An 18,247-nucleotide genomic window follows, 5' to 3' on the forward strand; every position below is an offset into this window, starting at 1 on the left:
GGCTCAGCCCTCCTGCACCGTGTGCCAGGGCGCAAAGGCCGTGGCGTTTTTCGGCAGCACCGGCGCGAACTCGGGGAAGTGGCGTAGCAGCAGTGACTTCATGCCGTTCTGCGCAACCCAGTTCATGCCCAGCTGCGTATAGATTTCCGGCCGGAAATCGGTGGTCAGGAAACGGTCGGACTGCAACCGACGCGATGCCATCAGGATGAAAACACGAAAGGCGGTGTCCGAGAACCCGAACCCATCGGGTGGCGTTTCGCCCAGTAGGCCGATCACGGTATCGACCTTGTCAATGTCGCCATACAGTTCTTTCAGAATCCGGTTCGTTTCGGGGTTTGCGGTCAGGTCGTCCCAGTCGGTCACGGGCGGCATGTGCAGGCCTTTGCGAAACTCGTTGTAGCGCGGCACGCGGCGGGCGCGGGTGCGGACGATATCCACCACCGAAAGGTCGATCAGTTCATTAAAACGTTGGAGATTCTGAAGCGATTTTGGGAAGTTGTGCAGGGTGATCGCGCCGGGGTGGGCGATGCCCTGCGAATAAAGGCAGTCACGCAGACCCAGCTTGCGCAATTGTTCGTCCGTCTGTTCCCCCTGAATGTCCAGGAACCCGCGCCGGGCTTTCTCTTTTCCGGATTTGAAATCGTAAAAGATATAGTCGTCCGGGATCAGCGGGTGCATCCGGTAGACGGTCGCAAATTCCTCGGTCAGGGAATAGCGCGCGGTGTGGTGGTCCGGCTCGGTCTGAGGGATGCCCTTCAGCGCGTGCACATCCGTCAGCCAGATGCCCAGCCGGGTCAGCCAGGATTTCGGCGGCCCGTACCAGTTGGTGTTCATGCCAATATCCAGCGCCTCGGTGCCCAGAATGGCAGGGGTCCATTCGACAGTGTGAATCTTGGCAATCAGCGCGGACACGATCAGACGCGCAGTCTGATAAACGCGTTCCTCATCCATCTGCGGGTAAGCGCGCTGCAACTCATCACACAGTACATTGTGCTCACGCGCGAACAGCGTGTGCAGCGTGGACAGGCCCAGCCACCAGCTTTCGTTGAAGCCCGTTAGTTCGAACCCTTTGACGTTCAGGGGCAGGTAGCCTTCTTTGGTCAGTTTCAGCTTCGGGCCGTCGCGCAGCTTCTTCGCCGCCTCGGAATTGACGCCATAGACCTGCGAGCCGTCCCACCAATGGGAGTTTTCGTTGGCAAACAGGAACGGATCATCTGCGCCCTCTTTCGGGATGTTGCCCGCAATGCGCATGTTGCGTTCCGGTTCGCCATCGGGGCGGTTCTTCCAGTCGGGATAGCCCTCGGGGATCGGTACGATGTCATCGTCCTCACCCAGCTCGCGGCGTTCATGCGAAACCCAGTCGTGCACCTGAAACTGAATCCAAGACGCGGCCAGAATGTTCAGAATTTTGGCGGGGATAAAGGCCTGACGGTCCATCAGTTTCCGCGCCACTTCGATTGGGTTGGGGCTGTCACCGGGTTGTACCTGCGGCGGCATGTTGCGCCCGAACGTGGCCCCGGCGGCCCCCATCTGCGGGTCGGACAGGTCGTTATAGCTGCCGTCATGGGTGCGGTACGTGCGATGCCTAGGCCGGGGTTCCGGCGGGACTGCGCGGGCGCCTGGCACCACCTCCTCGGGGTCCGTGCCGATCAGGTTCTTCTGCCTCAGATCATGCCTGAGCGCATCGAGATTGAGCAACTGGACCAAAAGGAACGGTATCTTGTGCCACGGAACGCGCCGGTTCACCATCCGCAGGACCGAACGGGCCGCCGTGCCGAAAATCCGGTTCTGCAACGGGGGAGGGGCCGCCTTGAACCGTTTGCCCTGCCGGTGCGCGGCCGAGGCGTCATAGGCGGCTTTGCGCGCCCGGTTCAGATTACCCAGCGGGCGGAAATCGTCGATCGTGTTCCAGGGATTGAACCCCATTTGCTCGATCTCCAGCGCCTCTGCAAGCGCCTCGGGCGTCGACAGGTCCCGTTTGGGCATCACAAGCTCGGCGACCTTGATCGGGGGGCTGACCAACTCGTCCCATTCATGGGCCGCATCCTCGATAGAGGTCTGATCCTCGGACACGAAACGCTGCACGAACAGGTCGAAGATGATATCGCCGCTGGCCTGCCGCGCGGCATATTCCGACGACAGCCGTGAGGCACCGGCATGGGTGCCCTGAACGCCCGGTGCATCAGGCGCCGGTTTGAAGGTGTAACGCACCGCTTCATTGCCCCAGGCAATGGCACCCCGGCTCCAATAGCTTTCCAATGCAACGCTGTCACAGACCCGCAAGGCTTCCCGCACATTGCCCAGCATCCGCCGGGTTTCTGAGAATCCCAGAACGAAACACAGCCGCACAAGCCCGATCAGTTTCGATATCCGCCCGCCCGCGACGGCATGAGCAAACACCACAAACTGACGCGCGTTTCGGGCGTGGGGAACGGGGAAATTGGTGGCCAGCAGGTCGTGATCAATGCCGTCGGCTTCGCTGACACGCACCGCCAATCCGCGCAGATCCTCGTCTTCGTCGGACTGGGTTTGCGAGGAGGCATTGGAAAATCGCACCGCTGCCGGATACCGCTTGCCGGGCCGGGCAAACCCGATTTGCAGATCGTCGGGCAGGTCGTCGGCAAATCGCAGTTCTGCGCCCCTGCAGGCGGCAATGGCCTTCTTGTGAAAGGCGCGATCAACCTTGCGCGCACCACCCGCCGCCATGGATTTCAGCTGCGCCGCCATCATCATCTCGGCAAGGGCTTTGGTTTCCTTCAGCTCGGCCTCGGGCGAGCCGCCCACATAGATCTCGCGCCATTTCCGCAGGGACTCCGAGCTGCCGTCCATGGTGGCCTCCTGTTTACAATCCAAACCGCGTGCGAATGCCGTCCCAGATCGCGGCCAGCACGCCCTCGGGGTGGGGCGAGTAATTCGGCAGCGCCAAACGGGTGATCCTTGCGTCGATAAGCGTCGGCTTGCCGCTTGCCAGTGCCGCGCCAAACGCCTGTTCAAAGTCATCCAGCTTATTGACCGTATGACCTTCGGCACCGCAGGCGCGGGCGTAGGCGGCGTAGTCCGGGTTATCGAACTCGACCAGGCCGGTCTTGAAGAAAGCGGATAGCTGATAAAGCTTGATCAGCTTGAATTCCCGGTCGTTGAATATGACCCAGACAACGGGAATGTTGTATTGCACGGCTGTCATCAGCTCAAAACCCGTCATCAGGTAGGACCCGTCGCCGACAGCTGCGACCACGGGGCGGTGCATCTCGGCGTATTTGGCACCGATGGCACCACAGACGCCGATACCCATCGGCCCGTAAGTGCCCGGTTTGCGGAAATTCTGCCCTTCCTTCAGTTCAAGATAGTACCCGGCCCATGCCGCATGCGCGCCCGCGTCGGCCAGCACGATCCCGCCGGGCGGCAGCATCTGCGAGATTTTCTGAACCATCTCGCCCGGGTGCAGCTGCTTCTGCGGCGAGATGATAAAACGCTCATCATAATCCTTGGGGCGATAGTCGCGTTCCGGCACTTGTCCGACCGTAGCGTCCAGACGGTCATACAACCCCTGCAAAGCCTGGCCGGCATCGCCCAGTATCACGTGATCCGCCTTGTAGAACTTGTCGAACTCACCGGCGTCAATGTTGATGTGGATCAGGGTTTTACCGTCAAACAGCCCGTCGAAGAAATCAAAAGTCGCGTGCTGGGCAAAGGAATTTCCGACCGCCACCACCACATCTGCATCCGAAAACAGCTCCCAAGCAGCATTGTGCCCTGAATCGCAGTAAAGCCCGATGGCCAGAGGATTCTGTTCGGCAACGATGCCTTTCCCATCCATCGTTGTCAGAAGCGGGATCTGAAACCGTTCAATGAATGCCTTGGTGATGTCATTGGCGCCGGCCAGAATTGCGCCGAAGCCCGCCAGCATGACAATTTTCTTGTCGGCCTTGAGTGCCTGTTCCAGTACACTGGCCACAGCGTCCAGAGCATCGGGCGCGGGTTCCACACCCTTTTGCGGTAGGCGCAGTGGGCGGAAATTAGAAACTTCGATCTTGGGGTCGGTGATGTCCTCAGCCACCGCCACATGCACAGGACCGGGCCGTCCCTCGCACGCGATGTCGATGGCCTTTTGCAATGTGTCGATTAAGTCACCCGGATCGGTGACCAGAAAATCCGCAGGCTCACCGGTTTCCGGGTCCTTCTTGGTGGCGGCGCGGAACATCATGCGGGAATCGGGCGTGCGGGCCAGCCCCGATGTCTCGTTCAGCCCGCCGCGCCCCTGCCAAGCGACCGTCGAATATCCGCTGATCGCCAGCAGCGGATAACTGTCCGTCAGCGCCACGCACATTCCCGATATCAGGTTGAACGCACCGGGCCCGGCAGTGGCGAAACAGACGCCAAGATTGCCGGTGAACATCGCGTGACCACAGGCCATGAAGGCCGCGCCCTGTTCATTCTTTGCAATGACTGGTCTGATTTTTTCCGATGCATCCAGCGCAAGCATAAGCCCTGCGGCGTTTTCGCCCGCTCCGCCATAAGCGGCATCGACCCCGATCGTTTCGAGCGCGGCGACCACCGCATCGTAAACTCGCATCTAATGCCATCCAATAAAGGTCTCAACAATATGCGCCAAACATAGCAGAAATTGACATTTTTAGAAACAGTTTGGAGTTTGACTCGCGCATAAATAGCAAAGCTATTAGTCAAAACCGGAAATTCATACCGCTATCCGAGAGCGTCTGGTGTGCTTGCCGGGCCTTAGTCCGATCCTTTGCGGATCAGGCTCTGGTTCTGTTCGGCGACCTTGCGCACCACGTCCAGCGTGCGTGGCAGGTTTTCGGTGTTGATGCCATCGGGCGCGTTGTCGGCTGATGCCAGAAATTCGAGGAAATAGAGCAGATTTCCCAGCGCCTCACCATTCTCCGGATCGACCGAGATCGCATCGGCAAACCATCTTGCCGGGTCGCGGTAGGGCAGCGTAGGTTCCCCTGCGCAACACAGCATCGCGTCAGCGACACCAAGGGCGTTCCGGTAATAGGTATCGGTGGGCGACAACTCTGCCGCGCGCAGAAACGAGACCCGAGCCGCAGGCCAGTCCTTCATTTCAGCGGCCTGAATGAACCCGGTCAAGCCATGCGCCAGGGCACGTACCCCGGGTTCATCAACGGTCAGTTCGTTGTTCAGGTAGCGCCCAAACGCACCAGCTGCCTGTATCGGGGCGTGACGCGGCGTTGATGGAAATTCCTGAGACGTGCGGGTTTGCTGTAACCTTAGAAAACCCAGAACTCCGTTCAGGAAATCCAGCTCGGGCAGGCTGCGGTGCAGCAGTTGGGACGCCTCCGGATTCACACGAATAAACCCGTGACTGGGGTGACCGCCCAGCATGTCTTCGACCTCGATCCAGCCGGGTGAATCCACGATTCTGATGCTGAATGCCCGTGCCTGATCCGGTTCGAACAACAGTTCTTCGCTGGATGCGTTCACATCGGGGCTGGCGAACATCCGGTTTGCCTCAAGAAACGTGGAATCAATACGGTTGAACAGCTCCTCGGAAACAACACGCGGGGCGAAAGTCACGTCCAGCCACGGCATGGTGATCGACAAAGGCTGATCAGGCGCGCCGACAAAAGCGGGCAGGGTTTCCGCCGCATAATTGGCGGGCAGGGGCTTCACGAATTCGAACTGGCGCGACTGCCGGCGAAAGCCCCTTAGTCTGGATTGCATAAAGATCTGATCATCTTCAATGAACAGGCGGCCCTGCAGGAAAACAAGGATTTGCCCGGTTCGCAGCGGCTGCGATGCCGCCCCCATCATTAACCGTCCAAGCACCTCGTCAGGGTCGCACACCCGCCCCAGAAACATATGTGCCACGACCCCCAGGCTGCCATAGGTCGGCTGATGCCAGCTGTCCAGTTTGAACAACCAAGAGAATCGCTGTGCGGTCGCCTGCAGTCTTTCCAGCCGCTCATTTTCCGAGTTGGATGCGTCCACCGATGTTGCGACATACTCCAGCGGCACGATGTTCGCTGCGGAGCCATCGAAAATAAACGGGCTGTCACAGGCGGTAAAGCCCCCTGCAGCGGCCTGCCGGGCCCCGGCGATAAGGGGCAAAGACAAGGCCAGAATGAAAAGGGCCGCGTATGTCTTCAGTGTTTTGAATGCGCTTTTCATCACTGATCTCCACCTTCCCCGGTCGGTTCGGGCAGCGGGTCGACACAGGCGCCGCTGTCCGATGCGCCGTCACCACGAATTTCCCGCAGAACCGGAAGCGTGCTTTGCACGCCAAATTCATTGATAGAACGCTGATAGACACGCTCGGCACCGTCATGCGCGTAATCCCCGAGCGTTTTCCATTCCGCCTGTTGCAATCCGAAGAAATCAGCCCTCGGCCGTGCGGCATCCAGAGTGCCGATTGCATCGCAATAGAAAGCGCGCGACCGCTCGAGCATTGTTTTCTGTTCGTCTGGCGGGATGGCCGCATCGGCTGCCTTTTCATGCCTCAGACCCAGGGCAAGCGCGGCAAGCAGGTGCAGCTCTGCATTGCCGCGAAATAGTTCTGCCAGCCCGGCCTGAATCCGTGTCTGTTCGTACAGCGCCTCATGATAGCCCGGCATGCGGGGCGGGCGGGCATTGTGAAACTCGTAGTGCCGAAGCGGAACAACAACATAGGCCACCATGATATCATTACCGCTGAATCGCGCTCCGACCTCTAGCAGGACCCGTTCGTCATTCAGTACACCGGTCACGCTTGCATCATAGGTGTTGGGTTCCCGCATCGGTCGCCGCGGGCAATAGATGACCTTTGCAAACGATCCCAGCGAGGCATCGACCTGATCGAAATGCATCTCAAACGCGGCAAGCAGGGTGCGCCTTATCTGTTCGTTGATTGTGCCCACCGGGTCCATCGACCCGATCAGCAGCTTGTCATTCGGCGCGGCCTCGTTTGGGCAGCCCTGCAGTTCCGCACGTGCGTCCTGCACCAAAAGGCATGCGGACAGAAAGCCCGCCAAAGCCACTCGGACCAGGCGCGACCAGCCCTGCGGGGCAGAAAATCGGTTCACCATTTCTTCCACCATGGTTGCACCCTTTGATCTGCGCGTTCGATTTGTGCCAGCGCCGTCTGAATGACACCGCTAAACTCGTTCTGCGAGGCGATCGGCACCCCGGCTTCGGTCAGTTCCGCACCCAGCCGTTTCAGGGGATTCACCGCGTCGCGGCAAGCGACGGTTCCGGCAATCTCGGACACGGCCTTGCGTGTCTGCCAATTGAATGTCTGGGTCGGGTCATCGATCACCCGGACGATGACGTCGCAGGTCTCATCATTTGCGATCAGGCCAGCCTGTTCCAGCCCAAGCTTTCCCCAACCGGTCTGAAACTCGTCACCATGCTCAATCAGCTGAACGAGCGGATAGGCCGCTACACTTCCGAACCCGCCAAGCGCAAGTGCCGTCGCCTTGGCCTTTTCATGTTCGGTCTGAAACTCAGCGCTGTTCAACTCGATCACGAAGGTCTTGAGCTTGTCAGCGGCATCAGCGCTGAACTGCGCACGCTTCAGGTCAAGTTCGACGCTCTTGACCAGCAGAAACCCCAGAAAGAACACCACCGAGGTCTTGATGAGCGACATCAGAAGTTCAGCAAACCACGCGCGTACCGCGCTGTTCTTGGGCTCGGGCTTCGCCGGTTCTGCAGGCGCAGGTCTGCCCCCGCTGCGCGCATAGAGAATGAAGGCTTCTGACGTGTCAGAGGCATCGTCTTCGGGGTTTTGTACTCCGTTGTCGACCATTCTGCATCAGACATTGCGATCCTGAGACTTGTGTAAGCCTATCACAAGACAGCCGAATCCAGAAGGACCCGCGGTATCCGAGGGATCGAACCAGCCCACATGGTCAAGGCAACAGGTGCGACGGCCGCGCCTTTCTTGACAGGTGCCGAATGCCCGGATTTGTGTTACGAATTTCAGTATGGATTTCAGCAACGCAAGAGGTCGGGCGTGTCTAACCGTCGAGTAAAACTGCGTTATTTTGCCATCGCGTTGCTGCCGGTGTGCATATTCGGAATTCATGAGCTGATCCATAGCCATCTGATCGCCTCGGATCTGGATGTGCCGCTGGAGATCCTGAATGAAGACAACATCTGGCTTGAGGCGGTTGGCCGATTCCGGTTTCTTGCGGCCTCTTGGTTCTTTGTCGTCCTTGCCTTGTTGCCGGTGGCGTTGTTGGTCCGCAATTTGCTGCAACCCACCAAGCAGGAGACCAGAATTGCCGCTTGCATTACCGCGCTGATCATCTTCATGTTGGCGCTGGTGCCCTCGATCCAGCAGGCTGTGGCATCAACCGACCCCCGGATTTACCACCAGGTCGGCAAGGCCGTGTTTGAAACGGCTTTGTCGCGCGGGTCCTTGCCGGGGTGTTCGGAACCTGATGGCATGTGGCTGCTGGGCAGGTGCGGCGACATTCCAGTGTTTTCGATGTTCAGACGGGTTCTGGACATCATCAACGCGTTGGCCGGGCTTGCCGTTGGTGCGTTGATCGCGGGAATGATCCTGTGTCTGGCCTCCAAAGAGGGCGACGACATCGAAGAAACCGCCGAAGAACTGGCGCGAAACATGCACCAGATGCGTCAGCAGTTGTATCTGTCCAGCGTCATTCTGACGTTCGGTATGTTTTTCGCCACAAGCTGGATGTACTGGCCCATGCCCTTGATCCTGGATTCCGCCAAAGCCGCCTACAGCTCTTTAGTCACAGCGTCGGCGCTGTTCACCGGGACTTACTTTTGCCTTCTGATGCTCAGCTTTTATCTTCCGGTTGCTTTGATCCTGGACAGCCGGATCAAACGGTTAGCCCGCGTCGCCGGGCAAAACGGGGCGACCGAAGCCGTCTTCGACGTCGAAGACTGGAAGAAGTCCCACGGCCTCAAGGAAGGCGCAGGCGAGGTTCTGCGGGCAGGCATTGCGCTGGCGGCACCGATACTTGCGTCATTTGCGGGTGGCATCACTCCATTCACGCTATAAGGCTTATCTAATACCCGGTCATATCCTCGGGCTGAAACCCTTTCGCCGGTGTCGGCCTGTCGCCCAGAATACTCGTCAGGATATCGTTCATAGTTTTTCGATCATTGTCGAAACCACCATGGCTGTGGCTGTCGGTGATGGACGGTGCGCGCCCTGCATAGTGGATTTCGTGCGCGGATTTGAGCGTCAGACCTTTCGCAAACTGCTCCATTCCAAGAAGCGGCATCTTTCTTCGATCTTCAAACGCGTTTGAAACGAAATAGAGAAGTGATTTCTGATAGGGCCCGGCATGGTCGTCCTGCTCACGCTGGTCGATCAGGTTGTACTGGCTGAGCTTCGTTACTCCGTTTGCTATACCCGATTTGCCGATCCGTGGCTGATAGCTTTTGTTGAAAAGGTCGATCGAACAGGCAGGCGCCATCAGTGAACAGGATTTGACCGGAGTTGTCAGTGGATTCATGGCGTCCATCGCATCCAGCAAATGGGCAAGAAGGATTGAACCTGCACTATGCCCGATCAGATGCACCTGCAGCGGCTTGGACCGCCCGGCATTCCCTTCAAGCAGGATCTTGACGGCCTGTCGCCCGCCACCGCTGGCTTTGAAGCTTTCGTCCGCATCGCGTTTCATGTCGCGCCACACCGCCGTCCCCGGTCCGCGCGCGATGGATTCAAGCATTCTGTCAAAGAAATCCGAAACGCTGCCGACGCGCGCCTCGGCTTTGTTCCGCGAGTTGAAGATGACGTCGGTGAGAGATTCAAAAAATCCCGTCTCCCACATGAAATGGATAGGGTAGATGCCGTTGCGTTTGAACACTGGTTTCATCTTCCGCACGCGGTTGGCCGATTCCTCAGCTGTGTTGAGGCCACCATGGGCATAGAATACCAGATGCTTGTAGTCGCGCTCTGCCGTCAGGGCCTCATCGGCCAGAAACCTTGCTGTTTCCCGGATGGTTGTGACCGGCGTCGGGTAATTCCCGGTTCCTTTTAGCCTGCCGTCATCGAGGTGAATGATATGGCCGATAATGTCCTCATGCCGCGGGGCGCGGACTTCCTGAGTCCCAAACAGGCTTTCAGCTGCGGGCGTCGGCTCTGTGACCGTCAGATCGAACGCGTCAGGCGTCGGTACGGCCAACCGCAGAACCCAGGCATCCATGACCGTGGCCGACCAGTCATCATAGCGCCAATGGGCAATGCCAGGGTGACCCTCAAATCCGCCCCAATCCTCCCCCCACGAGTTCTGAATCAAAAACCCCTTTTCGTCATAACCGACGATGATGAAAGCATGTCCGCCCTCAGTGATATGGGAAGGTTTGATCCGGCCTTTTGATGGCTTTCGCCAGCCGCGGTGGATTTTGGCAGACACGTAGATCACGCCCGCTTCGTTCAGCGCGGCATGGTAATCGATGATTTCCGGGCGCAGCCGATAATATGCGCCCAACCCGATCTTGCGCGCGTCCTTCGCGTGTTCAACCTTGAGAAACCAGTTCTTTTCACCGTCTTTGAATGGCGCGACCGGTTCGCTGCAGGCGCCATTGTTGTAAAATCCCTTGAGCGCGGCGCGGATGCAGGACCCTTCATAGTCTTCGCCGGGCCACTCATCATTGATCTTGGCCAGTTCATATAGCATGCGCGCGCTGGTCATCGGTGGGGTCTGAGGTGGATCGAGCTTTTGGTGGCGCAGCCGGTTCATCAGGGTAATGGCGCTGGATAGTGCAAAGCCCGTACAGGCACCTTCCGTGCCCTGGTCGCGAATGGGGCTGGCCGCCGGGCCCGGCGGGGCCATCGAAAGTTCAAGGTCCAGCAGCGCAGGTTCGTAAATCCTGTCACGAAGATCGGTGGCATCGGCAAGCACGTTCAGAACCCGGTCCCCCAACCGTGGGGCTGCGTCTAGCGTTGTGGAGGGGTCTGCCGCTTTATTGATTTTGGCCGGTTTGGATTTGTGCTTGCTCACGGGGTGGCCCCTCCCAAATTTCCTTGAAACACTCAAGTTTGCTCTGAATTTTCCGAATTGATCTGATGGCTAGTCTAGCTCAAACTGCACAGCCCGCGCAAAGACCCGGTTGGCTACCGGATGAATACCTCCTACATGAACCGCTTGCCTGATCGATAATTGTTTCCAAAGGGGACTGAGAGCGGACCGTCTATGTTGCGTTTGACCGGCTCCAAACTGACTTCAGTCGTATCTGGAAAGAACACCGAGGAAGGTGTCGATATTCGACCGGTTCAGCGTCTTCTTGGCCATGCAAGTATCGCGACGACCGAGATCTATACCAAGGCCTCAGATAACTCACTCAGTTGCGGCTATAGCCGCAGCTGACACACTGGCCAAGGTCGATACTTGTTGAGGCAGTCCAGAGGCTTGCGCTTCGGTCATTCGCTGACAGGTGTTATGCTTGAATGCTCTATCTTAATGCTTGACCATACCATCTGCGGCTCGCTTGAAATGACTTCAAGAATTGGCGAAGCAAACGACCGGGAGAATGGATATCCCATCTCGCGTGTGTCCGGGTAGCGGTCAGTCGCCCCGCAGAAGCTCATCGACCCGCAAGAGTTGTCCGAGGCAACAAGGTCGATGGTCGTATCCGTTACAACGACTGCAATGACATAGTCGGCGCCATCTCCTTCGCCGCCACGCGGCACCAGCAGCGTGTAAGGCCATCCGCAATCGCAGATCGCGCCGGGTGTCTCGCCCGGACCGCTTGGTGGGATGGGGTCGGCTGGATCCTCGGCGGGTTTGTTGATCACCGAAGACGCCGTATCCGCCTGGAAAATGACGTTCACACCCGGGTCGAGGTTGCGCACAAACTTGTCCATCTCGATCCAGTTCCGGGCAGCTTCGCTTCGGTCAGTAGGGCACAGGAACACCCGGAAGGTGCAGGTAACCGCCGCCGGGGCCGTGTTCACCACGCGCACCGCATAGCCAAAGGGCTCATGCGCGAGATAGCGGATGGTCTGCGGCGCGCTTGGGATCGACAGCCCCTCTTCGGGCGCGGGGATCTCCTGCTCGCGCTCTTTGAAGTAGGTCGAAAGGGTGCGTTCTAGAGTCAGGCCAGGCCCTACGTCCAGAACCCCGCCGCCCAGATCGTGATCCTCACCCAAGCCGGACAGCGCGGCTTCGACAGCGTCGCGGTCAATGCCGTCGTGCCCATGGGGCAGCCGGACAAGGCCAAGGTCCGCCGTGCCATTTGCGAATGCCACCGGCGGACGGTCGTCGTAGGCAAAAGGCGGCTGTTGTGCCTGGAAATCCGCGGCCAGATTGTCGATCAGCTTGTGCCAGCGCCAGAACGCGGGGTCCCGGATCGCAGTCTCGGTAGAGCTCATGACACCGCCAGCGGGCCCTGACAGGTTCGAGATCACCCCGTGCCCCACATTATGCAAATTGCCCAACCCAGACAGATCGACCGTTGCGGTCTGGCGGAAATCTGCCGCCTCAATCCCGCGCCCGAAGGTTTCGATGTTCAACGGTGTAAGCGCGCCCGTCGCTGTGTCGGGAACACCGCTTTCGATGGCTTCCTCTAGGCTCAGTGTCCACGATTTCAGCACCGCCCGGCCGTTTTCCTCAAGCGTCGTATTGGCGGGGCGCCCGCTGAAACCAGTGGCCAGTATCACTTCTTCGGAGGGCTGGTAGCCCACGTCGATCTCGCCTGTATCCAAGTTTAGCTGTTCCACCGGCCCAAGGCCCACGGCCCGACGCTCTGCGTCATAGCGGGCGAGCATCTGCTGGTGCATGTATATGAACAACTCCCCGTGACGGTCGTTGAGCACAAAGAGCGCCCGCAACTCCTCGCCCGTGAGGCTCTCATTGAAGATCCTAAAGTCGTTGCCCGAAGCGATAAACTTGTTCACAACCGCCTGCCAACCCACCGGGCCCAGTACGGCCTGCGCATTCGCTTCGTCCAGGATGCCCTGGTTCGGGTAGACCTGATGCCAGTGCTCGTGATGCTCATTGGCAAGGGCATCTTCGCGCCAATAGTCCATCGCGACCTCGGGGTGCGGCGCGATGGTTCCTCGCGCCGCACTGCTGGGAGAGAACCGGGACGGAGACCGGTGCACAGCGCGCGGCGGTGAAAGCAGGCGCCCCAGCGGGTCATGCGTGACAAAGACCGACAGGGCGTGGCGCACAGATTCGGGATCGACTCGGCGCATGTGCCGGCTGGCAAAGCCCAGGGCAGCCCGCAGCCTTTCAGCCTCTGACCCGCCTGAGGAATCCTTGGCCAGGTTCAGCCCCATCTGAAGCCACATGCTTGCCGCGTTGTGGTCGGGATCAAACTGCGAAAATCTCCGGGCCGTGGGGTGCCTAGCGGCGACGGAGCGCGCAAAAGTTGATGGTCTTTTGAGCGTAGAGAACAGACGATCAGCCTCTGCTCGGACCTCGGCTAAGTCATCCGCGACCGGCGCCGCTGGCAAGCGCCCGCGCGGCGTTGGGCTGATCTCTAGTAGTGACAACGCGTCCGGGCGACCGTAGCCGTAGTAGGGGCTATGCCCGTCGGAATTATAATTGCCGCCTGCGGGGTCAATAACCTTACAGGACGTACGCAGGCGATCCTTGACCTCTTGCCAAGTTAGGTTCGGCTCCCTCTCCAACAAAAGCGCGACCAATCCTGCTACGCCGGGCGTGGAGCTTGAGGTGCCGCCGAAGGTGGAGGTGTAGTTGCCCGCCTCGTCCCCTTGCGGAGTCGGCTCCCATCCGAACTGGCGGCCAGGGTTGTAGCCAGCGGTGTTGGAGCGGTCGGTGGTCCAAATCCCATCTGTCAGGGGTTCGGGGTGGCCAAAGGGGGCATGGCCCATGTCACCGCTAGGGAAGGCGCACCAGATGCATTCCCCGAAGTCGCTGTAAACGCTCCGCTTTCCGGTGTCGTTGCAGGCCGCGACGCTAATCACCATGGGACTGCTTGCATAGCCGTCCAGATCGGCGCTTTCGTTGCCGTTTCCAGCAGCCCACACGATGACGCAACCCTTTCCGTTGCGACCCTGTTCCACTGCGTGCCGCAAGGCCAGCATGGTGCTGTAAGGAAGGTCGTAGGGGGTCGTATGGGTGGGGTCGGACGCGTTCCACCACTCCCCATCGGGCGGGCCCCAACTGCATGAGATAACATCGGCCCCGTTGCTGACGGCGTGATGGATCGCCTCTGCCTCCTCCATTGAACCGAGGTTCGACGACAGCCGGATCGGCATTAATATAGCCCCGGGTGCTACGCCGCTGGCCCCGTCAACCCCATCGGCGCAGGCCACGCCCGCACAAGCTGTACCGTGGTCATCGTAGATGTCCCAATTCGCGTAGGGGTCCTTGGGGCGAGGGTCATCCGTGGCAAGGCTCGCATCTCGCGGCGCGGTGATCTTACCGGTCGAGGCGAACTCCACATGGTCGATATCGACCCCGTCGTCAATTACGGCAATCGTGACACCAGCGCCCGTGGCATAGGGCCAAGCCGCCACAACATTAGCGTGGGCATCGACGACCTGCCCGTTTACAATGCTGCGCTTGAGGTGCCACTGACGGTCATGTGCCACGCGAAACTTCCTCTCGCGGATAAGCTCTGGGTGGCTGGCCTCAACATCGCTATGCTCCGCCAATCGGATCGCAATATCAAATACCTCCAGCCCCCGCCCAGTGGCATCCACGAAATAGGCGTTTTTGGCAAAGGGCAATTTGCGCTTGATCGTCAGACCTTCCGAGTTCAACAGTTTTTCGCAGGTCGTCGCCGCCAAATCATCCTTGAACTTGACGAACAGGTTCTCGGTATAAACCACTGGCTCTTTGGTAACCGGATCGCGTAGCGCACGTCCGGCAAACTGGAAGTTTTTTAGGCGCGACAAGGATTTTCTGGCGCTGTCGCGCAGTTCAAGCGCACGTTTCTTGTCTTCCGGCTTCACTTGAAGAACCGTGACGCCGACATCCGGCAACGTGATCTTTTCATTAAACCGGTTGAGTGTTTTGGACGCTGTTTTGTTGGTGACGACATCGCCCAGTAACCCGGGTTTCTGGGTCCGAACAACGATCATGTCGTCGCTGACTTCCAACTCGCGCGAAGCGGCTCCGGCGCCGCCAAAACAATAGGTCAGTCGTTGCATGAAAGAACACTCCCCTATTCATAAACCAATGGGCAAATGCTCGCGTCTGTAGTGTGGTTTTGTCAAGAACTACTGGTGATGCTCAGTTTGAGCCTCCCCAACTGAAGTGGTCCACCGCTATGTTTAGTGAACGGAGGACTAAGAATGGCAAACAAGCGACCAAAGCTGGAAGAGATTGTCTCGAAGTTAAGGCAGGTTGAGGGGATGTGTCGCAAACTTTTGGAACGGCCAGAGTCGGCGACTTACTGGACACACCTATCCTGCGATCTCGGCAAATACCCGAAAGCCAGACGTCGTGGTGCTGGAAAATTGCCGCTTCCGGATCATGTTGGCGACCTCGATGCCGTCCAGAGTAGGCGACGCAGATCCGAAAGATTTGAAACCACAAATGTGCCGAACGCGCCGTTTGATAAAGCTGTGGTCCTGTTCCACGATGTTATTTACGAATTTAGACCTAACCGTCTGCACCTTGGCTGGACAACCGAACCGCTTCAGGATCTTGTTTATCTCCTGAATACCCGCCGCATTGGCCCTGCTTTTGTCGATAACGATCTTGTCTGGGATTCCATTTGAAGACAGCGCTTTGGCAAAGAACTTGGTTGCTGCGGGGCCGTTTCTTCGCTCAGACAGCATGAAATCAAGGGTGTTCCCCGCTTTGTCGACTGCTCGATAGAGATACATCCACTTGCCACGCACACGCAGGTAGGTTTCGTCCATACGCCAGGATTTCAGCGTTGGGCGCTTCTTCGATTGCGCCCGTGCAGCAACTATCGACGAGCACTTCACTACCCACCTATTCAATGTGGCGTGGTCAACTCGTACTCCGCGCTCCGCCATGATCTCTTTCAAATCACGATAGGATACTGTGTACCGCAGGCAGAAATACACGGCGTACAGAACCACATCCTTGGGGAAATGACAGCCCTTCAAAGAGATCATGCTGAAGCCTGTTGGAAAACTATCCGGAGGGAACAAACGCCAGATACCGCATACTCGTAAATTAGCCCCAAAGTTTGCGACACATCCCTATTTCCGCTTGTTTTGACGCCATAACTTCTTTGAAGAAGCCAGTTCCTTGCGCGGCCTAGCCATTACTGTCGAATAGCGAAATAAATTGCAGAAACAACCTGAGGCATTATCGTATTGCTACTTTAAAATGTGTTGGAGAATAAATTGCCCACTTTTACGAGACCTGATGGTTCTAACATCGACATACCTGCGGCTGGAGTTGCTCGCGCAAGACCCACAAACAGAAACGAGATCTTTGGTCACCCTGGTCACATTGGCACCGCCTTATTCAAACCAAAACAGCTGGTGATGGAAACGATAGATGTCGTTGGGCCCGCTCTTAAGACTGAACTGCCCAGTTTTACGATGCTGCACGCGCCGAACGGTGCACATATTTGGTTTGACGCGAAGAAAGCAAAAGATGCTGAACCTCCAAGAAATCACGAAGTTTCTGAAAACACCAACTCAGTCGTCGTTGTGGGCGGCGTACGTCAGCGGGTTTCAGAAACTGTAGCAGAGGCACAATCCACTATCGATGCAGCACGCGCAGGTTCCTAGCCAGCAACGGTCTGCTAACCCGTTGTGCCGATACAAAACGCCCAAACATTCCACGAGGGACCGTGAAAGCCACCCTTCTGCTCAAGATTGTCGATGGACTACGTCCGATCCGCAATCTTGGCGTTCAACTGGAATCTGTCAGGTGAGCCTGCAGGATGCTCACAATGAGAGTGTCAGGTGGGTTTTTGAATGCCCGCCCTCCCTTATCGCGCAAAGGCACCCTTAGGCGCTCATAAATTAACCTGACAATTCCTTTTTTTCGAACTTAATACGCAGGTCTGCTATACCCGATGCACCTTGGTGTGATGCCTTTTCTAACCCGTCTCCTCTTAGTTTTCATAGTCCTGTATGTACGGCATGCTTTCCCGTCAAAATGGTTGGAACGGGTACAAGAATAGCGGGGGAAACCGGGGCGCTAGTTACTGGCTCCACTTGAATCTCTTCCCATCAGGCCGAACGTTGAAACCGCATCGTGGCGGGCCCAATCCGGACTACCTGCTTGCTGCGCATTTTGATCAAAAGCTTGATGTCACCAAAAAACTCCCGAAACAGGACGTTTTCATTGCGCCTAGGTAAGCGCGGCATGGCAGCCCACTAAGATTTGAACTTGCCGATGAACAGCGCGGCAATGATCAGACCAAGCGCGAGGATATCATTCGCCTGCAATCGTTCGCCAAGAAAGGCAATGCCGATGAAAACGCCAACCAACGTGATCAGATAACCGGAAAGGGCGGTAAAGGTCGGGCCGGTTCGACCAACCATATATATGAACAGAACATAGGCGATGCCGCCACAAAAGACGCCCAAACCCAGTAGCGCAGTTATGCCTTGCCATGTCGGGTTCGGCTTCCATGCGGAACTGAGGATCAGAGTCAAAACCATCAGTGCCGCGGATGCAATCATGAAGACATTTCGCATCGCCAGAACGGGAGGTACATTCGACAGGTGTTTCATCATGATCAGGCTTGCCGAGAAACTTAATGCCCCGCCCAGGATCGCCAACTCGCCAATTATGTTTGCCAGCCAACTGCCTTTGATACTTGGAGCTATCAGAACCAGAATGCCGATAAAGCCGACAAGGACACTCAGCGCAGCGACCAAACTCCAATGCTCGTCTTTCACGAAAAACGGGGCCAGTATCAGGGTAAAGATGGGAACTGTAGCGAGGAGGATGGCGGCGATACTGCTGTCGACATGCTGCTGCCCCCAGGGGATCAAAAAGCACGGCAGTAATGCCTCAGCAATTGCGATGAAACAGTAAAGCTGCCAAGGCTGCCTGCCGACCTTTATAGAAGATCCAGCAGAAAAACCGTACATCACAGCGGCAATGATTGTCAGAGTAAGAAAGCCGATCAGCACTCGCCCGGTCGCAACGACCAACGGTGAAAAACTTCGAATGGCCACTTCGTTCAAGACAAACTGAGACCCCCAAATCAGGCTGATCCCAACCAACAAAAGATAGTCGAGTGCAACTGGTCTATTCATGACGAATGTGCTTTCCCGAACAATCGGATCACCGCAAAAATATGAGGTTAGCTATCCCTAACATAACTCGGAACGCCGTGCCTGCGAGTATTAAAATCCAAGAAACTGGTGTAGTTTTGGGGGCAGAAACGGGAG

Annotated in this window: 12 protein-coding genes; 3 read left to right on the forward strand and 9 right to left on the reverse strand. The window is 57.6% G+C overall.

Annotated features, from left to right (window positions below; genetic code table 11):
* Positions 1-3: 3 nt before the first annotated feature.
* The 5 genes from ACR0KW_RS15450 to ACR0KW_RS15470 all read right to left on the reverse strand — a co-directional run bounded on the left by ACR0KW_RS15450 (position 4) and on the right by ACR0KW_RS15470 (position 7,762).
* Positions 4-2,829, reverse strand: a complete 2,826-nt coding sequence (locus tag ACR0KW_RS15450) for a peroxidase family protein (protein ID WP_480805793.1) — start codon at positions 2,827-2,829, stop codon at positions 4-6.
* Positions 2,830-2,842: 13 nt separating this feature from the next.
* Complete coding sequence (locus ACR0KW_RS15455; RefSeq protein WP_480805794.1) at positions 2,843-4,573, reverse strand: thiamine pyrophosphate-binding protein; 1,731 nt, start codon at positions 4,571-4,573, stop codon at positions 2,843-2,845.
* Positions 4,574-4,737: 164 nt separating this feature from the next.
* Entirely contained in the window at positions 4,738-6,150 is a 1,413-nt protein-coding gene (locus tag ACR0KW_RS15460) for a tetratricopeptide repeat protein (RefSeq protein ID WP_480805795.1), read from the reverse strand.
* On the reverse strand, positions 6,150-7,055 hold the full coding sequence (locus ACR0KW_RS15465; RefSeq protein WP_480805796.1) for a hypothetical protein: 906 nt from the start codon (positions 7,053-7,055) through the stop codon (positions 6,150-6,152). The genes ACR0KW_RS15460 and ACR0KW_RS15465 overlap by 1 nt, the downstream gene beginning before the upstream one ends.
* Positions 7,037-7,762: a hypothetical protein gene (locus ACR0KW_RS15470; RefSeq protein ID WP_480805797.1), complete on the reverse strand. Its 726-nt coding sequence runs from the start codon at positions 7,760-7,762 to the stop codon at positions 7,037-7,039. The genes ACR0KW_RS15465 and ACR0KW_RS15470 overlap by 19 nt, the downstream gene beginning before the upstream one ends.
* A 207-nt stretch (positions 7,763-7,969) precedes the next feature.
* Here ACR0KW_RS15470 and ACR0KW_RS15475 point away from each other — a divergent pair, with 207 nt between their 5' ends.
* Positions 7,970-8,989 carry a hypothetical protein gene (locus tag ACR0KW_RS15475; protein ID WP_480805798.1) on the forward strand — a complete coding sequence of 340 codons (1,020 nt, stop codon included), beginning with the start codon at positions 7,970-7,972 and terminating at the stop codon, positions 8,987-8,989.
* 7 nt (positions 8,990-8,996) lie between these two features.
* Here the strand turns inward: ACR0KW_RS15475 and ACR0KW_RS15480 are convergent, their stop codons facing one another.
* Positions 8,997-10,940, reverse strand: coding sequence for a C1 family peptidase (locus tag ACR0KW_RS15480; protein ID WP_480805799.1), 1,944 nt, complete (start codon positions 10,938-10,940; stop codon positions 8,997-8,999).
* A 192-nt stretch (positions 10,941-11,132) separates the two neighbouring features.
* Between ACR0KW_RS15480 and ACR0KW_RS15485 the strand changes: the two genes are divergently transcribed.
* Positions 11,133-11,306 carry a tyrosine-type recombinase/integrase gene (locus tag ACR0KW_RS15485; protein WP_480805800.1) on the forward strand — a complete coding sequence of 58 codons (174 nt, stop codon included), beginning with the start codon at positions 11,133-11,135 and terminating at the stop codon, positions 11,304-11,306.
* Positions 11,307-11,359: 53 nt separating this feature from the next.
* Here the strand turns inward: ACR0KW_RS15485 and ACR0KW_RS15490 are convergent, their stop codons facing one another.
* Complete coding sequence (locus tag ACR0KW_RS15490; protein WP_480805801.1) at positions 11,360-15,061, reverse strand: S8 family serine peptidase; 3,702 nt, start codon at positions 15,059-15,061, stop codon at positions 11,360-11,362.
* Between the two features lie 255 nt (positions 15,062-15,316).
* Positions 15,317-16,000 (reverse strand): IS6 family transposase, encoded by a 684-nt coding sequence (locus tag ACR0KW_RS15495; protein ID WP_480805802.1) that lies wholly within the window; start codon positions 15,998-16,000, stop codon positions 15,317-15,319.
* A gap of 234 nt (positions 16,001-16,234) precedes the next feature.
* Here ACR0KW_RS15495 and ACR0KW_RS15500 point away from each other — a divergent pair, with 234 nt between their 5' ends.
* Positions 16,235-16,627: a hypothetical protein gene (locus ACR0KW_RS15500; RefSeq protein ID WP_480805803.1), complete on the forward strand. Its 393-nt coding sequence runs from the start codon at positions 16,235-16,237 to the stop codon at positions 16,625-16,627.
* A gap of 594 nt (positions 16,628-17,221) precedes the next feature.
* Here ACR0KW_RS15500 and ACR0KW_RS15505 read toward each other — a convergent pair.
* Positions 17,222-18,112 (reverse strand): DMT family transporter, encoded by an 891-nt coding sequence (locus tag ACR0KW_RS15505; RefSeq protein WP_480805804.1) that lies wholly within the window; start codon positions 18,110-18,112, stop codon positions 17,222-17,224.
* Positions 18,113-18,247: the final 135 nt, after the last annotated feature.

Source organism: Ruegeria sp. CG11, from assembly GCF_056537245.1.